The sequence below is a fragment of the Acinetobacter sp. NIPH 284 genome (assembly GCF_000369425.1).
In the GTDB taxonomy this organism is placed as follows: Bacteria; Pseudomonadota; Gammaproteobacteria; order Pseudomonadales; family Moraxellaceae; genus Acinetobacter.
The window spans coordinates 919,453-935,920 of the sequence record NZ_KB850011.1 but is presented as its reverse complement, the minus strand read 5'-3'; the positions used below and the strand labels follow the sequence as shown (position 1 = coordinate 935,920).

Here is a 16,468-nt window from a genome sequence, read left to right as displayed (position 1 = left end):
GCTATAACATTCGGGCAACCGAAAATTTTTTTCAAGATTTATTTGGTATGCCATAATACAGGTTTAGTTAATACCAGAACATTGATACTGTTTTGTAAAATGTTCTGTGTATTAATGCCGAAGTCTAAATAGGATAATCAGTATGCAACTTAATCAATTGCCATTATTTCATCAACAAGCTTTTGTTGCTGGACAATGGTGTGATGCCGATAATCAACAAACTTCTGATATTTATAACCCTGCAACACAAGAAGTGATTGGTACTGTACCGAATATGGGCAAGGCAGAAGCCGAACGCGCAATTCAAGCAGCAGTTGCAGGTTGGGCTGTATGGAAAAATAAAACAGCCAAAGATCGCTCAACAATTTTAAAAAAATGGTTCGATTTGATGGTTGAAAATGCAGATCAACTTGCATTTATTTTGACTAGCGAACAAGGAAAACCTTTAGCAGAAGCGAGAGGTGAAATTTTATATGCTGCTAGCTTTGTTGAATGGTTTGCTGAAGAAGCAAAACGTGTTTATGGTGATATTGTTCCCAGTCCTTATCCAGATGCACGGATTATCGTGAGCAAGCAACCGATTGGTGTTGTTGCAGCAATCACGCCGTGGAATTTCCCTGCGGCAATGATTACTCGTAAAGTTGCACCTGCTTTGGCTGCGGGTTGTCCTTGTATCGTTAAACCAGCGCCAGAAACCCCATTTACGGCATTGGCTTTGGTCGATTTAGCGATTCAAGCGGGTGTACCTGCTGAGATTTTCAGTGTCATTACAGGGGATGCAGTCACGATTGGGGATGCAATCTTTGAAAGTGATGATGTACGGAAATTTACCTTCACAGGTTCAACACCCGTTGGAAAATTATTGTATCAACGCTCAGCGCAAACGCTGAAAAAAGTTTCATTAGAATTGGGCGGTAATGCACCTTTTATTGTCTTTGATGATGCAGATTTGGATGCTGCAATCGAAGGGGCATTAATTGCTAAATATCGCAATGCAGGACAAACCTGTGTTTGTGTGAATCGCTTTCTTGTTCAAGAAGGAATTTACGAAAAATTCATTGCTGCATTAAGTGAAAAGGTCAATGCTTTTGCAATCGGCAATGGTTTGGATGTTGGGAGTGAAATTGGTCCATTAATTAATGCCAATGCAGTGAAAAAGGTTGAAGCTCACGTCGCTGATGCCTTAGCTAAAGCAGGTCGTTTGATAGCTGGTGGTAAACGTCATAGTGCAGGTGAGTTATTCTATGAACCTACCATTATTGCTGATGTCACCGCTGAGATGGATGTGGCGACTCAAGAAACATTTGGTCCATTGGCTGCTGTATTCAAGTTTGAAACTGAACAACAAGCCATTGAAATGGCAAATGCGACGGAATTTGGCTTAGCGGCGTATTGTTATACCAAAGATTTAGGACGCGCTTGGCGGATGAGTGAGCAGCTTGAATACGGTATGGTTGGAATCAACAAGGGCTTAATTTCCAATGAAGTGGCACCATTTGGTGGAATCAAACAGTCGGGCTTAGGTCGTGAAGGTTCGAAATACGGGATCGAAGATTATCTTGAAATCAAATACACCTTATTTGGGGGATTGAATGCATGAGTAATGAAAAATTTGAAAAAGGCTTAGCCATTCGTAAACAAGTGTTGGGTGAAGCTTATGTCAATAATTCGATCAACAATGCTGATGATTTTAACTTACCTTTACAAGAGTTGGTCACAGAGTATTGCTGGGGGGCAGTTTGGGGGCGAGAGGAACTGAGCAAGCCTGAGCGAAGCTTAATCAATCTTGCCATGATTTCTGCACTGAATCGTCCACATGAGTTGAAGCTTCATGTCAAAGGTGCTTTGCGTAATGGTGTACCTCAGGAAAAAATTCGTGAGGTGCTGCTACAAGTCGCAATTTATTGTGGCGTACCGGCAGCCGTAGATAGTTTTCGAATTGCTAAAGAAGCGATTCAGGAATATGAACAAGAAAATAACTAATTGAACGATTGAGCAAACATTACACAGCATGCTGGTGATGTTTGCTTAAGTGATTTCATTTTGGCTCTTCGCTCTTATAGTGACATACCAATTGTTACGATTGTTACGGTCAGAATGGATATAATTTAAACAGAGTATTTATTTTCTAAATAACCAATCACCTTTTATATACTGAGATATATGCAGCTTTAGGTGTCTATTGGTGTAAATTATGCACTTCGTTTAAGGTGGTTTTAATTCCATCTTGAGCAAAGAAAATTTGATATTTGATAGATCATCGAAAGAGTAAGGTATGCCCGCAAATCCTAGTAAAACCCAAAAACCTTTATATATTCCCTATGCTGGGAACGCTCTTTTAGAACTTCCACTCTTGAATAAAGGTTCAGCTTTTTCAACAGAAGAGCGTGAGCAGTTTAACTTGCATGGACTGATACCTAACAATATCGAAAACATTGAAGAACAAACGCAACGCTCTTATCAGCAGTACTTGTCATTTGACAATAACTTGAATAAGCATATTTATTTAAGAAATATTCAAGACACAAATGAAACTCTTTTTTATAATTTATTGAGTCAGCATTTAGATGAAATGCTACCCATTATTTATACACCAACCGTCGGCGAGGCTTGCCAGCGTTTTTCTGATATTTATCGTCGTCATCGTGGGATTTTCATCTCATATGCTGAACGTCAATACATCGATCAAATTATTCATAATGTAAATAAGAAAAATGTCAAAGTGATTGTCATTACCGATGGTGAGCGCATCCTTGGTTTAGGTGATCAGGGTATTGGCGGTATGGGAATTCCAATTGGAAAATTATCTCTATATACCGCATGTGGAGGTATTAGTCCCGCTTATACGTTACCGATTACCATAGATGTTGGTACAAATAATCAAGAATTACTCAACGATCCAATTTACATGGGATTGAAGCAACCTCGAATCAGAGGGGAGCAATATTACCAATTTGTCGAACAGATTATTTCTGCTGTGCGTGAACGTTGGCCGAATGTGTTGATACAGTTTGAAGATTTTGCCCAAATTAATGCAATGCCATTATTGACTCAATATCGAGATAAAATTTGCTGCTTTAATGATGACATTCAAGGAACTGCAGCAGTTACAGTTGCTAGTTTAATCGCTGCATCTAGAGCACTTGGTAAACAACTCAAAGATCAAACTATTACTTTTGTTGGTGCTGGTTCAGCAGGATGTGGTATTGCTGAGCATATCATTAGACAAATGATGGATGAAGGTTTGAGCGATCATGAAGCCCGTTCACGTATTTTCATGGTTGATCGCTTCGGTTTAATGACTGATCAACAACCCAATTTACTCGACTTTCAACAAAAACTCGCAACACCTTTGAATGCAATTTCAGAATGGGAATATGCAGGACAAGAAATTGCGCTACTTGATGTCGTAAAAAATGCTAAACCAAGTATTCTGATTGGTGTATCAGGGCAAGCAGGTTTATTTAGTGAAGAAGTGATTAAAACTTTAGCTAAATATTATAAGCATCCGATTGTTTTGCCATTATCTAACCCGACTTCTCAAGTAGAAGCTCAGCCAAAAGATATTATTGAATGGACACAAGGTGCTGCAATCGTTGCGACAGGTAGTCCTTTTGCACCAGTATATTTCCAAGGTAAAACTTATACGATTGCTCAGTGTAATAATTCGTATATTTTTCCAGGAATAGGCTTGGGTGTGATTGCGTGTGGTGCAAATCATATTAGTGATGCAATGTTGATGGCGGCAAGCACAGCATTGGCAGATTGCTCACCGCGTTTAAAAAATCCAGCTGCAGATCTTTTGCCAAATATTAATGACATTCATCAAGTCTCCAAATTCATTGCTTTTAAAGTTGCAAAAGCTGCGATGGCAGATGGATTAGCAGTACCCATGAGCAATGATGTGCTGAAAAATGTGATTGAAGATAATTTTTGGACACCTGAATATCGAAATTATCGCCGAGTTACTTTTTAATTGAGCCAGATCTAGTCTGATTGATGAAATGTAAATGTAATTCAGTAATCTAGAACAGAACAAAACCTGACTGATCTTGAATGATCTTTCAGGTTTTTAGCTTATTATTACTCTCATACAACTATCTGTTATATTTTTTTTATAAAATCTGTATCTACCTTTATCATCTGTATTCATTCAAAGTATAACGAGGTTGATATGAATGGGCTAAATATGAGTTTTTTAAAAAAGAAAAATAATGCGAGTTTTGTGTTTTTTATTATCACACTCTATGCTTTTATCGGTTTTGGGTTAGGCTATATTATTTGGGAATATTTTCTGTAAAATCAGCTTCAAGTCTGATTTATAGCACTGTTTAGCTATTCATTTAATACAGCAAATTTAAGCTTGGGAATCTGTTTCGCTACAATGATCACATCTACTGGATGCGGCTTGGATTATATTCATCCAGCCATTCAAAACAATGAATAATATTCATAGCTCTTCATTAGAATAAATCATTTTATTCATAGATTTTTGTTCTGTACTCTAAAAATAAGCCGTATTTTAAAAATTACATAAATGATGACTTGGGACGATGATCATCACATCTTCATCATTTGAAAGAATAAAGAGTGTTGGAATGAGAAAACTCGATTTTGCAATTATAGATCCGCATATCCATCAATGGGATCCATACCATACTCCACATTCTGCTGCCTTGTTGGTTAAAGCTTTGGGGAATTATCCCCGTGTGATGAATAAAGTTATTCGAGTCGTTAAACCGAAGCCACTTTTAGACACGCTAGGATTAACTAAATATGCGTTGAGTCCTTATCTCCCTCAAAATTATCATGAAGATATGGGACATCATAGGATTGAAAGCGTAGTACATGTCGAAGCAAATTGGCATCATCATAAAGGCTTTGGTGTTGTCGAAGAAACCAAATGGATTCAACAATTAAATTTTAAAGACCAAAATTTAAAGCTAGGTGCAATTATCGCCACTGCTGACCCGCGAGATCGAAAATTTAAACAGATTTTAAAAGCGCATCAAGATGCCAGCCCTCTATTTAGAGGTATTCGTAAAATGGCTTCTTGGCATGAGGATTTTGGTATTTATCGTTGGTGTGATCAAGCACATTTATATCAGTCTAAAAAATTCCTTAAAGGCTTTGAACAACTTGCCAAAATGGATTTATCTTTTGATGCGTGGACTTATTCAACACAAATTTCAGAAATTACAAAATTAGCGAAACAATTTCCTCAAACACCTATAGTCGTTGATCATTTGGCAACACCCGCAGGACTTTTTGGCCCTATTGGCAAAAAAACTGGCCAAACACCATCACAACGTGCCGCCATTTTCCAGCAATGGCAGCATGATTTGGCAGTTCTGGCTGAGCAGAAAAATGTTTATGCCAAGATTTCAGGGCTGATGATGCCCGTGTTAGGACACCGATTTTATCAACAATACCGTACTGCAACCGTCTATGAAATGGTGAATTTATTAACACCATTGATTCAACATGCAATACAGGTATTTGGCTCAGATCGAATTATTTTTGCTTCAAATTTTCCTATGGATAAAGCAAATACAACGCTAAGCGATTTGATCCAAGCTTATATTGAAATGATCACACCTTATGGTGATCAAGCGATGTATTCCATTTTTAGACAAAACGCTGCCAATTTTTATCAATTAAATTAGAGTCATCATATGAAAAGTTTTAATCAAAAGGTTGCTGCAATTACGGGTGCAGGTTCTGGAATCGGTCAACAACTTGCAATTTTACTAGCACAGCAAGGCGCTGATTTAGCTTTGAGCGATGTGAATGATCAAGGTTTAGCCGAAACATTGTCTTTAGTAAAACAGTATCCTGTGAAAGTCACTTTAACCAAACTAGATGTTTCTCATCAGCAAGCTGTACGTGAATGGGCGGAGAATAGTTTCAAAGATCACGGGAAAATCAATTTGATTTTTAACAATGCTGGCGTTGCATTAGCAAGCACCGTAGAAGGTATGAGCTATGAAGAAATGGAATGGATTTTTAATATTAATTTTTGGGGTGTTGTCTACGGCACAAAAGAGTTTTTGCCTTATTTAAAGCAAAGTGGTGAAGGGCATATCATTAATATTTCTAGTTTATTTGGACTCACTGCTCAACCTTCTCAAAGTGCTTATAACGCAACAAAGTTTGCAGTGCGTGGTTTTACCGAATCATTACGTCAAGAATTAAATATGCAAAATAATGGTGTCAGTGCGACTTGTGTGCATCCAGGTGGTATACGAACCAATATCGCTAATAGTGCTCGTATGAGTGACAGTATTCGCTCTTTGGGTATGAACCCTGCAAAGGCTAGTCGATCATTTAATAAAGTTTTGAAAACCCCACCTGAAGAAGCTGCGAAAATCATTTTAGAGGCGGTCAAACAGGACAAAGCTCGAATATTGATTGGCAATGATGCCAAAATTTTAGATTTGATTCAGCGGATTACACCCACTCATTATTCTCAAGCATTGGATTTTTTAACCAAAAAAACTTTGAAAAAAAGTTAAAATATTCTTCAACCTAAGGATGCTCATTTAATTTGTGTGAGCATCCTAGTTAATTCATTTCAAGGTGAATTATCATCTATCATTATGTTTTATATGTAGAAAGTAAAATACTTGTTTCACTATTATAAATACCTGAAATATTTCGAATTCGTTCGAGTGCCTTGTCAAAATTTTCTAAACTGTCGGACTGTAATTCAACCAAAATATCCCATTTCCCGTTTGTAGTATGCAGGCGTTCAACGGCTGATTCTAGGCGTAATTCACGAATAACGGCTTGCGCTTTGGTTCCCTCCACCATGATATTCATCCACGCCCGAATAATATTTTTCTCCACATTAGGGCGAAAGCGTACAGTATATCCCGTGATGATACCCGTCGATTCCATGTATTCAATTCGTTTTTGCACAGTCGCTCTAGAGACTCGTGTTTTTGCAGCCAGATCTGTAATTGAGATCCGAGCATTATCTTTGAGTAAACCTAAGATAATATGATCAATATTGTTCATTTTGATACTTACTATTAGCAAATTGATAAAAATTAATTCATTTTAATCATTATAAAGAATTTTGTGAATCAATTTGATTCTTAATAATAATCAATATACGAAGCCCCAAACATTTTTTTCGAATGAATCAAGAAATCTATGTTGACACGGAACGATGGGGTGAGCGGAAACCTTTGCAGTAAGGGAATCTGTAGATAACAGGGACAATTGATTAATTAAGGAAAAGATGATGTCTTTATCATATGCGGCTCAAAATGGTAGTGCTTGGCAAACCTTTCTCACTCAAGTAGATCGTGTAGCACCTTATTTGGATGCCGACCTCAGCAACTTTATCAACACACTGAAAACACCAAAACGTACGCTAATTGTTGATGTGCCAATCGTGATGGATGATGGCACAATTCGTCATTTTGAAGGCTATCGCGTACAGCACAATCTCTCTCGTGGTCCTGGTAAGGGTGGTATTCGTTATCACCAAGATGTTGAGTTGAATGAGGTCATGGCCTTATCAGCATGGATGACCATTAAAACTGCGGTGCTTAATCTCCCATTTGGCGGAGCAAAAGGTGGTGTTCGTGTCAACCCAAAAGAACTTTCAGCACGTGAATTAGAGCGTTTAACTCGTCGTTTTACTAGTGAAATTAGCCCAATTATCGGCCCACAAATTGATATTCCTGCACCTGATGTTGGTACTAATGCCAATATCATGGGCTGGATGATGGATACTTATTCAAGTATTAAAGGTCACACGGTTACGGGAGTTGTAACTGGAAAACCTGTGCATTTAGGTGGTTCACTCGGCCGTGTTCGTGCAACAGGTCGTGGCGTATTTGTTACAGGTATGCAAGTTGCAGAGCGTATCAAATTACCTATCGAAGGCAGCAAAGTTGCAGTTCAAGGCTTTGGTAACGTAGGTAATGAAGCTGCATATTTGTTTAATCAGGCAGGTGCAAAAATTGTTGCTGTGCAAGATCACACAGGCACAATTTTTAATGCTGAAGGTTTTAAAGTAAAAGCATTACAAAAGCATGTTGCTGAACAGGGTGGCGTGAAAGGTTTTGCTGAAGCGACTGTGATCTCGGATGAAGAATTCTGGGATGTCGATATGGATATTCTGATTCCAGCAGCATTAGAAGGTCAGATTACGGTTGAACGTGCACAAAAACTCAAAGCGAAAATTGTGCTTGAAGGTGCAAACGGACCAACTTATCCAGAAGCAGATGATGTATTCGTTAGCCGTAACATTACTGTAGTTCCTGACGTAATTTGTAACGCAGGTGGTGTAACCGTCAGTTATTTTGAATGGGTTCAAGATATGGCGAGTTATTTCTGGAGCGAAGACGAAATTAATGAACGTCTTGACAAGCTGATGATTCAAGCCATGAGTGATGTGTGGAATACCGCAGCGCAAAAGCAATGTAGCTTGCGTACAGCAGCTTATATTTTAGCGTGTGAACGTATCCTCAAAGCTCGTAAAGAGCGTGGTATTTTCCCGGGATAAACCATCCATAAAGTTAAAGCAAACGGCTCATTGAATATTCAATGAGCCTGCATATCAAAACAGGAAGTGAGTAAATAAAATGAGCGAAGTCGCAATTACACGTAACAATTTTAATGATTGGATGGTGCCTGTTTTTGCTCCAGCAAATTTCATTTTGGTTCGTGGTGAAGGTTCTCGTATTTGGGATCAAAACGATAAAGAATATATCGATTTTGCAGGTGGTATTGCGGTTAATGCTTTAGGTCATGCCCATCCAGTTGCGGTAAATGCTTTAACAGAACAAGCTCAAAAACTTTGGCATATTGGTAATGGTTATACCAACGAGCCGGTATTACGCCTTGCACAACAATTGGTTGAAAGTACATTCGCTGACAAAGTATTTTTCTGTAATTCTGGTGCAGAAGCGAACGAAGCAGCATTAAAACTGGCACGTAAAGTTGGTTTACTCAGTGGTAATCCAAATAAAAATCATATTGTTGCATTTAAAAATGCATTCCACGGTCGAACTTTGTTTACCGTAACAGCAGGTGGACAACCTAAATATTCTCAAGATTTTGCACCTTTACCGGGTGGAATCGAGCATACGGCATTTAATGATTTAGATGCTGCTAAAGCTATTATTACTGAAAATACCTGTGCGGTGATCGTAGAACCGATCCAAGGCGAAGGTGGTGTGTTACCCGCTGACATCGAATTTTTGAAAGGCTTACGTGCATTGTGCGATGAAAAAGGCGCTGTACTGATTTTTGATGAAGTACAAACAGGCGTTGGCCGTACAGGTTCACTTTATGCCTACATGAATACTGGCGTAACCCCAGATATTTTAACGACGGCAAAAGCCTTAGGTGGTGGTTTCCCAATCGGCGCAATGATTACTATAGATCATTATGCCAATATGTATGCGGTGGGTGATCACGGTACGACTTATGGTGGTAATCCATTGGCTTGTGCAGTGGCAGGTGCGGTGTTTGAATTCATCAATACACCAGAAGTTTTAGATGGCGTTAAAAAACGTCATCAATATTTCATCGATGCTTTGCATAAAATCAATACTGAATATGGTTTATTCAAAGAAATCCGCGGTCAAGGTCTATTAATTGGTTGCGTTCTGAAAGATGAATATGCAGGCAAAGCAAAAAATATCGTGACCTTAGCGGGTGAAGAAGGCTTGTTGGCGTTGGTTGCAGGTACTGATGTCGTACGTTTTACCCCTTCACTGATTATTCCAATGGAAGATATTGACGAAGGTTTAAATCGTTTTGCTCGTGCCTTAGCACGCCTCTAAATCTTGTTGTGAGCATCTAACCATGATGATTGTTAGACATGCAGCGCATCGGGACTTAGATGATATTTATCGTTTAGCGCAAAGAGCAGGAGAGTCCGGCATTGGCTTGACCTCCTTACCAGAAAACAAAGAAATCTTAGCTGAACGTATTACACGTACGACTCACACTTTAGCGGGCTTAACCGAAAAGTGTGAGGCAAGTTATTTGTTTGTTTTAGAAGATACCAGTATTCACAAAATTGTGGGTGTGAGTGCGATTGAAGTTGCAGTGGGGTTAAAAGAACCATTTTACAACTTCCGTGTAGCAAAACAGGTGCATGCCTCTAAAGCCTTAAATGTGTATAAGACTTTAGATACTCTTTTTTTAAGTAATGATCATACTGGTTGCAGTGAACTCTGCACTTTGTTCCTTGATCCTGAATACCGCAAAAACCAAAACGGTAAGTTTTTATCAAAAGTACGTTTTCTGTTTATTGCAGCGTTTCGTTCTTTCTTTGAAGAAAGATTGATTGCTGAGATGCGTGGTTTTTCAGATCAAAATGGACATTCGCCATTTTGGGATTCGCTCGGTTATCTATTTTTTGATATGGATTTTGCAGCTGCGGATTATTTAAGTGGTGTAGGACAAAAAGCGTTTATCGCCGAACTCATGCCGAGATTTCCAGTCTATGTTGATTTGCTGACCTCAGAGGCGCGTGCTGTGATTGCTGAAGTACATCCGCACACATTGCCTGCGGCGAAAGTGCTGATGTCAGAAGGGCTTAAATATCAGGGTTATGTGGATATTTTTGATGCAGGGCCAACACTGGAAGCCAATACCGCTGAACTACGTGCAGTCAAAGAGAGTCGTTTGCTCAACGTTAAAATCACTGAGCAAGTTGAAACGACAGAAACTCATTTTTTGGTTGCGAATGACCAATACCAAGATTATTGCGTGTTGTTGATCAATAACAAAATCACTGAAAGTGACACTTTGTACATGACAGCAGCACAAGCACAAGCACTGAATATTGCTGAACACGATCAAGTACGCGTTTTAGCATTAGAAAAAATGGAGAAGAACTAATGTCACAAGGTGCATTATTAATTGATGGTGCTTGGATCCAAGGACAAGGAACCGCATTCAGTAAAACCAACCCTGTTAACAATCAGCAAATTTGGATAGGTCATGAAGCCAGCCAAGCTGATGTTGAGCAGGCATGTCTTGCTGCTCGTCAGGCATTTCCTGCTTGGGCACGTATGCCGTTAGAAGATCGTATCGCAATTATTGAACGTTTTGCGAGTCTACTTGAGCAGAATAAAAATGAATTGGCTCAAGTGATTAGTCAAGAAACCAGTAAACCACTTTGGGAAACATTGACCGAAGTGCAATCGATGGTTGGTAAAGTCGCGATTTCAATTCGTGCTTATGATCAACGTACGGGTTTCAGTGAAACTAGAATGCCAGATGGTATTGCTTCACTACGTCATCGTCCACATGGTGTTTTGGCTGTATTTGGTCCATATAACTTCCCAGGTCATTTGCCAAATGGTCATATTGTTCCTGCATTGATTGCAGGCAATACCGTAGTGTTTAAACCAAGTGAACTTACCCCTTGGACTGCGGAAGAAACGGCAAAGTTATGGCAGCAAGCAGGTTTGCCGAATGGCGTATTGAATATCGTACAAGGTGGGCGTAGTACAGGTGAGGCACTTGCTGCGGCTGAACAAATTGACGGTTTGTTGTTCACAGGCAGTGCCAATACAGGCTATCACTTGCATAAGCAAATGGCGGGCACACCTGAAAAAATCCTTGCTTTGGAAATGGGTGGCAATAATGCCCTCATCATTGACGAAGCAACTGATATTGATGCTGTGGTGAATTTAGCAATTCAATCCGCTTTCGTTTCTGCGGGGCAACGTTGTACTTGTGCACGCCGTATTATTGTCAAGCAGGGTGTAAATGGTGATGCCTTCATTCAACGTTTTGTTGAAGTGGCGAAGAACTTAGTGGTTGGTGCGTGGAATGCTGAACCACAACCCTTTATGGGCGGGGTGATTTCTGCACGTGCAGCAGAACAAATGTTAGTAGCACAAACTAAACTGATCGCTTTAGGCGCAAAACCATTATTAGAAATGACACGTCCACAAGCAGACAGTTCATTGTTGACCGCAGGCATTTTAGATTTAACACTGGTTGATGGTATTCCTGATGATGAATACTTCGGTCCATTGACGACGATTTATCGCTACAACACTTTTGATGAAGCATTAAGCATCGCCAATAACACTCGATTTGGTTTGGCAGTTGGTTTGGTTTCACCTGACCGAGATTTATTTGATCGTGTTTTGATTGAAGCCCGTGCGGGTATTGTGAATTGGAATAAACCATTGACTGGTGCTTCAAGCGCAGCACCGTTTGGTGGAGTAGGTGCTTCTGGTAATCACCGAGCGAGTGCCTTTTATGCAGCAGATTATAGTGCTTGGCCAATGGCATCATTGGAAAGTGATAACGTGACGCTTCCTGCAAAATTATCACCGGGCATTGTGCTCTAAGACGGATCGCATCGGGACACATGGAGAATAAAATGTCTGGTTATGAAATCAATTTTGATGGTTTAGTTGGTCCTACGCATCATTATGCGGGCTTATCATTTGGTAATGTGGCTTCAACTAAAAACCGTAATAATGCATCAAATCCTAAGCTTGCGGCAAAACAAGGCTTGAAGAAAATGAAAGCCCTTGCAGACTTAGGGCTTAAACAAGGCGTGTTTGCACCACAAGAGCGTCCGCATGTACCAACATTGCGTCGTTTAGGCTTTACGGGTAGTGATATTGATGTAATTGCTCAAGCCATGCGTACGGCACCTGCGTTGCTATCATCATTGAGTTCAGCTTCATCAATGTGGACCGCGAACTCGTGTACGGTATCACCATCGGCTGACAGTGCTGACGGGCGGATGCATTTTACTGCTGCAAACCTAAATAATAAGTTCCATCGGTCAATTGAGCATCATACAACGACTCGTATTCTTCAAGCGATGTTCAAGAATGATGTATATTTCGCACATCATGAAGCATTACCAGAAGCTGCTTTATTTGGCGATGAAGGTGCAGCCAATCATAATCGTCTAGGCGGTGCTTATGATCAGGCTGGGGTACAAGTTTTTGTTTACGGTCAACAACAACTTGGTGGTACGGTTGCACCACAAAAATTCCCTGCACGTCAAACACGTGAGGCGAGTGAAGCGATTGCGCGTTTACATCGTTTAGATGCAAAGCGTACTGTGTTTATTCAGCAAAATCCTGACGTGATTGATCAAGGCGTATTTCATAATGATGTGATCGCCGTCAGTAACCAACAGGTGTTATTCCATCACCAACATGCATTTTTAAATCAATCTAAAGCTTTAGATGAAATTCGTCACAAGATGGCCGAAATTGAGCAAGATTTTATTTCGATCGAAGTGCCTGAAAGTCGAGTGAAGGTTGAAGATGCTGTTTCAACTTATTTATTCAACAGTCAAATTTTGACCCGTGCTGATGGTGGCATGAGCATTGTTGTACCAGAAGAATCTCGTCAGAACTCAGCCGTTTGGAGTTACTTGAATGACATGATTCAAATGGGAACACCAATTGACGACATTAAAGTATTTGATCTGCGTGAAAGTATGCGGAATGGCGGCGGACCTGCGTGTTTAAGACTACGTGTTGCTGTAAATGAAGCTGAGCTAAATGCAGTCAATCCAAACTTGTTTATGAATGATGCTTTGTTCAAAACACTGAATCAGTGGGTGGATCAGCATTACCGTGATGAGTTAACGCAGGATGATTTGGCTGATCCAAGTTTATTGATTGAGAGCCGAACTGCGCTAGATGAACTCACTAAGATTTTAAATTTAGGCTCGGTTTATCACTTCCAAAGATAAAACAGCAAAGAACGACTTTTAAGGATGAAAGTACATGGTTGATCTACTCGCGTTGACTTTAGCGCAACAGGCACCTGAGCAAATGCAGGGTGAAACAGTTGAGTTTACATGGCAATGGCTAGGTGAAGGGTTACTGCAATGTACACCTAAAACAGCGTATAGAAAAACCATGGTGCTTTCTGCTGGAATTCATGGCAATGAAACAGCACCGATTGAATTATTGTCTCACATCATTAGTGACCTATTTGCTGAGCATTTAAAATTAGCGGTGCGTGTACTCTTTGTTTTAGGTAATCCTAAGGCAATTCGACAAGGTGTTCGTTATCTTGAAAATGATATGAACCGAATGTTTTGTGGTGCATATCAGCAGTTAGTACAAGATGATGAAACGCATCGAGCAGCACAATTAGAACAGTGTACTTCAGAGTTTTTTCAGCAAAGTCAGTTTGAAGCACAGCGCTATCATTATGATCTGCACACTGCAATTCGTGCATCATTACTGCCTGTATTTGCATTATTTCCCTATCAAACACAGCCCTATGATGACTTCTTGATCCAAAGCTTAAATGCTGCGGATCTCGATGCTTTGGTCTATCACAATGCGGTTGGAAAAACCTTTACTCATTTTACTGCTGAACGGTTTCAGGCGGCGAGTAGTACCTTGGAGTTAGGCAAAGCTAAGCCTTTTGGTCAAAATGATTTATCTGAATTTGCGAGTACCGATCAGGTTTTACGTGCGGTACTTTCAGAGCAGGCTTTGCCATGTAGACAGAAGCCAAGTATTCGCCAATTTAAGGTGGTGGACTCCGTTCTAAAGCAGAGTGACGATTTCCAATTGCAATTAAGTGCTGATGCACCTAATTTTTCAACCTTTCAGAAAGGTGAGGTGATTGCAACTCAGCAAGCAGACAATTATGTCGTCGATAATCAACAAGTTTGGATTTTATTTCCAAATCCAAATGTGAAGATGGGCTTGAGAGCTGGACTGGTTTTAAAGGAAATTGGGTAGCATACACATACATCGACTTTTAAAAAATGGATGTGATACGGAATAGGCGTAAATGGAGTTTGAATATGTATGTTCAGTAGAAAACAAAAGATCGGAAAAAATATCCATTGGATATTCATTTTTATGAAGTGGAAAGCAAGGACAGGTTGTCATAAAAGATAGTTGGAGTGATCGTGTATGATTAACAATATGGAAGTGGGTAAGCCGCTAAAACGTGCCATGACGAAACGTCATTTGGTGATGATTTCATTAGGTGGTGCAATTGGAACGGGCTTATTTTTAGGCTCAGGTGATGTGATTTCACAGGCAGGTCCCATTGGTGCGATTCTCTCTTACCTGCTTGGTGGTATTATTGCCTACATGGTGATGCTGTGTTTAGGTGAGTTGGCAGTACAGATGCCAGTTTCGGGTTCATTTGGTGAATATGCCAGAACCTATATTGGACCAGGCACGGGCTATATGATCACATGGTTGTATTGGTTGACGTGGACTGCAACATTAGGTACTGAATTTACAGCTGCAGCTTTACTCATGCAGGAGTGGTTTCCTTCCATATCCATGTGGACATGGACCTTATTATTTGCAGCACTGGTCTTTACGCTGAATGTGAGTTCCACTCGGTTATTTGCTGAGTCGGAATTTTGGTTATCTTTGGTTAAAGTTCTCACCATTATCTGTTTTATTGCATTGGGCCTAGCCGCTATTTTTGGCTTGATCTCCTATCATGGTCATGAGTCAGCACCGCTGTTTAGTAAATTGACCGAGCATGGTTGGTTCCCAAATGGTATTTACCCAATTTTTGCCACAATGCTGATCGTTAATTTTGCATTCTCTGGTACAGAACTGATTGGGGTTGCCGCAGGGGAAGCTGAAGAACCTGCGAAAACGGTACCGAAAGCAATTAATGCTGCAATTTGGCGTTTATTGATTTTCTTTGTTGGTACGATTGTGGTGATTTGTGCATTACTGCCTTATGAAATGGCAGGACTCAATGCAGAAGGCGTAAGTAATAGTCCATTTGTAACGGTATTTAATTACATCGGCATTCCATATGCAGAAGATATTATTCGTTTTGTGATTATTACTGCACTTTTATCGGCTGCCAACTCAGGCTTATTTGCTGCTTCTCGAATGATGTGGTCATTGTCAGCGCAGAATCAACTTCCTAAAGTGTTTGCTAAATTGACACGTTCAGGTACGCCAATTATTGCCATTATTGTCACCATGTTTGGTGCAATTCCTGGTTTATTATCTGAACAATTTGCGCCTGAAACCATTTTTAAAAATTTACTGGGTGTTGCTGCTTTTACTATGGTCGTGGTTTGGATCTCAATTTGTGTGAGCCAATTTAACTTCCGTAGACAATGGATTAAGTCTGGTAAAACCGTAAAAGACCTTAAATTTGCTGCACCGTTGTTTCCGTTGACACCAATTTTAGGTGGGGCCTTCTGTGTCATTACTTGTATTAGTATGGTGGCAGATCCTTCAATGCAAGTTGGTTTTGTCTGCTGTGTTCTATTTATCATCGCCTGCTATGCAAGCTACTATATGTTTTATAAAAACAAAGCTTAACTGTATAAGCTAATCCTTCATAAAAGACGAATCTATACTCAGAATCTTTGAGTTGAGATTCGTCTTTTTTACTTTAGAAAATGACGATTTGGCTGTTTATAAAATGTAAAGAACTTCAAATAGAGATGACAAAAAAGAGCAAGTGCCGTAGTACTTGCTCTTTTCATTTGATT

Annotated in this window: 14 protein-coding genes; 13 read left to right on the top strand and 1 reads right to left on the bottom strand. The window is 39.8% G+C overall.

Going from position 1 to position 16,468, the window contains the following annotated elements; genetic code table 11:
* Positions 1 to 142: 142 nt before the first annotated feature.
* The 6 genes from F908_RS10455 (at position 143) to F908_RS10435 (ending at position 6,515) form a co-directional block, all read left to right on the top strand.
* On the top strand, positions 143 to 1,600 hold the full coding sequence (locus tag F908_RS10455) for an NAD-dependent succinate-semialdehyde dehydrogenase (protein WP_005161496.1): 1,458 nt from the start codon (positions 143 to 145) through the stop codon (positions 1,598 to 1,600).
* Entirely contained in the window at positions 1,597 to 1,983 is a 387-nt protein-coding gene (locus F908_RS10450; protein WP_005161494.1) for a carboxymuconolactone decarboxylase family protein, read from the top strand. The genes F908_RS10455 and F908_RS10450 overlap by 4 nt, the downstream gene beginning before the upstream one ends.
* Before the next feature lie 292 nt (positions 1,984 to 2,275).
* Positions 2,276 to 3,976: an NAD-dependent malic enzyme gene (locus tag F908_RS10445; RefSeq protein WP_005161493.1), complete on the top strand. Its 1,701-nt coding sequence runs from the start codon at positions 2,276 to 2,278 to the stop codon at positions 3,974 to 3,976.
* Between the two features lie 213 nt (positions 3,977 to 4,189).
* Positions 4,190 to 4,300, top strand: coding sequence for a hypothetical protein (locus tag F908_RS15960; protein ID WP_087543379.1), 111 nt, complete (start codon positions 4,190 to 4,192; stop codon positions 4,298 to 4,300).
* 298 nt (positions 4,301 to 4,598) lie between these two features.
* On the top strand, positions 4,599 to 5,666 hold the full coding sequence (locus F908_RS10440; RefSeq protein WP_005161475.1) for an amidohydrolase family protein: 1,068 nt from the start codon (positions 4,599 to 4,601) through the stop codon (positions 5,664 to 5,666).
* Positions 5,667 to 5,675: 9 nt separating this feature from the next.
* Positions 5,676 to 6,515 (top strand): SDR family NAD(P)-dependent oxidoreductase, encoded by an 840-nt coding sequence (locus F908_RS10435; RefSeq protein WP_005161472.1) that lies wholly within the window; start codon positions 5,676 to 5,678, stop codon positions 6,513 to 6,515.
* Between the two features lie 82 nt (positions 6,516 to 6,597).
* Here F908_RS10435 and F908_RS10430 read toward each other — a convergent pair whose 3' ends face one another.
* Positions 6,598 to 7,020, bottom strand: a complete 423-nt coding sequence (locus F908_RS10430; RefSeq protein WP_004660976.1) for an Lrp/AsnC family transcriptional regulator — start codon at positions 7,018 to 7,020, stop codon at positions 6,598 to 6,600.
* 226 nt (positions 7,021 to 7,246) lie between these two features.
* Here F908_RS10430 and F908_RS10425 point away from each other — a divergent pair, with 226 nt between their 5' ends.
* The 7 genes from F908_RS10425 (at position 7,247) to F908_RS10395 (ending at position 16,295) form a co-directional block, all read left to right on the top strand.
* Positions 7,247 to 8,521 carry a Glu/Leu/Phe/Val family dehydrogenase gene (locus F908_RS10425; protein ID WP_155756603.1) on the top strand — a complete coding sequence of 425 codons (1,275 nt, stop codon included), beginning with the start codon at positions 7,247 to 7,249 and terminating at the stop codon, positions 8,519 to 8,521.
* A gap of 79 nt (positions 8,522 to 8,600) precedes the next feature.
* Positions 8,601 to 9,806 carry an aspartate aminotransferase family protein gene (locus F908_RS10420; RefSeq protein ID WP_005161465.1) on the top strand — a complete coding sequence of 402 codons (1,206 nt, stop codon included), beginning with the start codon at positions 8,601 to 8,603 and terminating at the stop codon, positions 9,804 to 9,806.
* A 22-nt stretch (positions 9,807 to 9,828) separates the two neighbouring features.
* Positions 9,829 to 10,872 (top strand): arginine N-succinyltransferase, encoded by a 1,044-nt coding sequence (gene astA / locus F908_RS10415; RefSeq protein ID WP_005161461.1) that lies wholly within the window; start codon positions 9,829 to 9,831, stop codon positions 10,870 to 10,872.
* Positions 10,872 to 12,341: a succinylglutamate-semialdehyde dehydrogenase gene (gene astD / locus F908_RS10410; RefSeq protein ID WP_005161458.1), complete on the top strand. Its 1,470-nt coding sequence runs from the start codon at positions 10,872 to 10,874 to the stop codon at positions 12,339 to 12,341. The genes astA and astD overlap by 1 nt, the downstream gene beginning before the upstream one ends.
* 32 nt (positions 12,342 to 12,373) lie before the next feature.
* A complete protein-coding gene (gene astB, locus F908_RS10405) occupies positions 12,374 to 13,714 on the top strand; it encodes an N-succinylarginine dihydrolase (RefSeq protein ID WP_005161454.1) in 1,341 nt (446 codons plus the stop codon).
* Between the two features lie 34 nt (positions 13,715 to 13,748).
* Complete coding sequence (gene astE, locus F908_RS10400) at positions 13,749 to 14,723, top strand: succinylglutamate desuccinylase (RefSeq protein WP_005161451.1); 975 nt, start codon at positions 13,749 to 13,751, stop codon at positions 14,721 to 14,723.
* 177 nt (positions 14,724 to 14,900) lie between these two features.
* On the top strand, positions 14,901 to 16,295 hold the full coding sequence (locus F908_RS10395) for an amino acid permease (protein ID WP_005161448.1): 1,395 nt from the start codon (positions 14,901 to 14,903) through the stop codon (positions 16,293 to 16,295).
* Positions 16,296 to 16,468: the final 173 nt, after the last annotated feature.

Bases quoted from the DNA above. Each gene is read 5' to 3' on its own strand.
- F908_RS10455 (WP_005161496.1), top strand. From the start codon at position 143: ATGCAACTTAATCAATTGCCATTATTTCATCAACAAGCTTTTGTTGCT.
- F908_RS10450 (WP_005161494.1), top strand. From the start codon at position 1,597: ATGAGTAATGAAAAATTTGAAAAAGGCTTAGCCATTCGTAAACAAGTG.
- F908_RS10445 (WP_005161493.1), top strand. From the start codon at position 2,276: ATGCCCGCAAATCCTAGTAAAACCCAAAAACCTTTATATATTCCCTAT.
- F908_RS15960 (WP_087543379.1), top strand. From the start codon at position 4,190: ATGAGTTTTTTAAAAAAGAAAAATAATGCGAGTTTTGTGTTTTTTATT.
- F908_RS10440 (WP_005161475.1), top strand. From the start codon at position 4,599: ATGAGAAAACTCGATTTTGCAATTATAGATCCGCATATCCATCAATGG.
- F908_RS10435 (WP_005161472.1), top strand. From the start codon at position 5,676: ATGAAAAGTTTTAATCAAAAGGTTGCTGCAATTACGGGTGCAGGTTCT.
- F908_RS10430 (WP_004660976.1), bottom strand. From the start codon at position 7,020: ATGAACAATATTGATCATATTATCTTAGGTTTACTCAAAGATAATGCT.
- F908_RS10425 (WP_155756603.1), top strand. From the start codon at position 7,247: ATGATGTCTTTATCATATGCGGCTCAAAATGGTAGTGCTTGGCAAACC.
- F908_RS10420 (WP_005161465.1), top strand. From the start codon at position 8,601: ATGAGCGAAGTCGCAATTACACGTAACAATTTTAATGATTGGATGGTG.
- astA (WP_005161461.1), top strand. From the start codon at position 9,829: ATGATGATTGTTAGACATGCAGCGCATCGGGACTTAGATGATATTTAT.
- astD (WP_005161458.1), top strand. From the start codon at position 10,872: ATGTCACAAGGTGCATTATTAATTGATGGTGCTTGGATCCAAGGACAA.
- astB (WP_005161454.1), top strand. From the start codon at position 12,374: ATGTCTGGTTATGAAATCAATTTTGATGGTTTAGTTGGTCCTACGCAT.
- astE (WP_005161451.1), top strand. From the start codon at position 13,749: ATGGTTGATCTACTCGCGTTGACTTTAGCGCAACAGGCACCTGAGCAA.
- F908_RS10395 (WP_005161448.1), top strand. From the start codon at position 14,901: ATGATTAACAATATGGAAGTGGGTAAGCCGCTAAAACGTGCCATGACG.